General features: G+C 57.7%; 3 protein-coding genes. All 3 read left to right on the top strand.

All coding sequences use genetic code 11. From position 1 onward, the window contains the following. A partial coding sequence (locus tag P792_RS26655; RefSeq protein ID WP_369794218.1) for a serine protease occupies window positions 1–258 on the top strand: 258 nt, incomplete at its 5' end. Window positions 259–336: 78 nt separating this feature from the next. Further along, window positions 337–741 (top strand): response regulator, encoded by a 405-nt coding sequence (locus P792_RS26650; protein WP_023978372.1) that lies wholly within the window; start codon window positions 337–339, stop codon window positions 739–741. 109 nt (window positions 742–850) lie between these two features. After that, window positions 851–1,657, top strand: coding sequence for an SDR family NAD(P)-dependent oxidoreductase (locus P792_RS26645; RefSeq protein ID WP_051395847.1), 807 nt, complete (start codon window positions 851–853; stop codon window positions 1,655–1,657). Window positions 1,658–1,671 lie beyond the last annotated feature (14 nt).

Raw genomic sequence — 1,671 nt, 5'->3', positions numbered from 1 at the left:
ACTGCGATGCTGGCCGGGTATCAGCAGGACCGCATGGAACTCGCCATGGGTGACATGGATTGCCATGTGATTCGTGTGCGAGGCCAGTTGATCGACCACGATTGTGCTGCGACCCATGGCGCAAGTGGCGCGCCGCTGTTGGTTCGTGAGGGGACTGGCTGGGCCATTGCCGGTATTGATGTCACGGCACATGAAGGACAGGGGGGCACGGCAGCCGGTTTCGCTAACGAATTGATTGTTAACAAAACTGTTAGGTAGAACGCGACTGTCATCCTGAAAACCAAAGCCCTCAATTCTCGTTGATATGGCTCAAGGCTCTCAGGAGACGTAGCTATCATGTTCGCGAGTTCATCCCTGAAATCCGTCAATGCTTTGCAGGGCGGCGCTGCCCCGACCGTTCTGGTTGTTGAGGATCAGGTCTTGCTGCGTCTCTATGTTTCGGAAATGATCGAGCAGGCAGGTTACAACGTGATCTCCGCCGAAGACGCCGACGAAGCGCTTGCAGTGCTGTGCAAGAACCCCCAGATCCGCGCTGTATTTTCCGATTTCGAGATGCCGAGCACGATGACTGGACTCGATCTTGGTCATCATTTGTCGAGGACACGCCCGGATGTGGCGTTCGTTCTGACCTCGGGCCGCAGGGCGCCGGACAGCTTTTCATTGCCGCCGCGCAGCCTCTTCGTTTCCAAGCCTTTCCTTGAGAGCGACGTCTGTGCGGCGCTGGCGCAGTTGGTGCACTGAGGCCAGCGCCGCCGTCACCAACACATTAGGCATGAGCGGACGGAAAAACCGCTCATTTTCATGCCACCAAGGCAATCCCGAACAATAAAAACAATAACGGGATCTCGTAATGGACCACCTCGAACAGGCAGATCCTGGTGTTCCGGATGCTGCTGAACAGCGCTTCGATCGATCTGCCGCCATATCGGGCACGGTCTTCGTGACAGGTGGCTCGCGTGGCATTGGTCTGGCGATTGTCCGACGCTTCGCACTAGCCGGGCGTCGCGTGGCCTTCACGTACGCCCATGACCATCTGGCTGCGCAAGGTCTGGTGCAATCTCTTGCCCAGGCAGGGTGCTCGGTCTTGGCGCTGCAACTCGACATACGCTGCGCGGATGCGATTGCTCGTGCTTTTGCCGAGACAATCAAAACGCTGGGGCGTGTAGGTGTCGTGGTCAATAATGCAGGTATTCCGGGACGAACAACCGCGCTGACCGATGCGACACCGCCAGAGATCGAAGAGGTAATCGACACCAATATACTCGGCACGATGCTCGTGAGTGCCGAGGCCGTGCGCCATATGTCCATTAAGGCGGGCGGCATGGGTGGGGTTATCGTCAATATCTCATCCATCGCCGCGCGCCTTGGAGGCTTGCCGGGGCATGTGCCGCTGGCGACGACAAAAGGCGCAATCGAGAGCCTGACGATCGGATTATCGAATGAGGTAGCAGCCGATGGGCTTCGGGTGGTCGCGGTTGCGCCCGGCCTGACCCGTACCGCTCATATCACAGACGAGATGCGCCGGCGGGCAAGTGCGATTGTACCGATGGGAATGATTGCCGAGCCGAGCGATATTGCCGATGCGGTATTTTTTCTGGCATCGGATCAGGCACGTTATATCACTGGCACCGTGTTAACGGTTTCAGGCGGGCGTTGATTTTGATTGGAGTA

Source organism: Asaia sp. SF2.1 (assembly GCF_000505765.1).
In the GTDB taxonomy this organism is placed as follows: Bacteria; Pseudomonadota; Alphaproteobacteria; order Acetobacterales; family Acetobacteraceae; genus Asaia; species Asaia bogorensis.
The sequence above is the reverse complement of the archived record's forward strand: the minus strand, read 5'-3'. Positions and strand labels throughout refer to the sequence as shown.

Coding starts and splice junctions, on each gene's coding strand:
- P792_RS26650 (WP_023978372.1), top strand. CDS start 337: ATGTTCGCGAGTTCATCCCTGAAATCCGTCAATGCTTTGCAGGGCGGC.
- P792_RS26645 (WP_051395847.1), top strand. CDS start 851: ATGGACCACCTCGAACAGGCAGATCCTGGTGTTCCGGATGCTGCTGAA.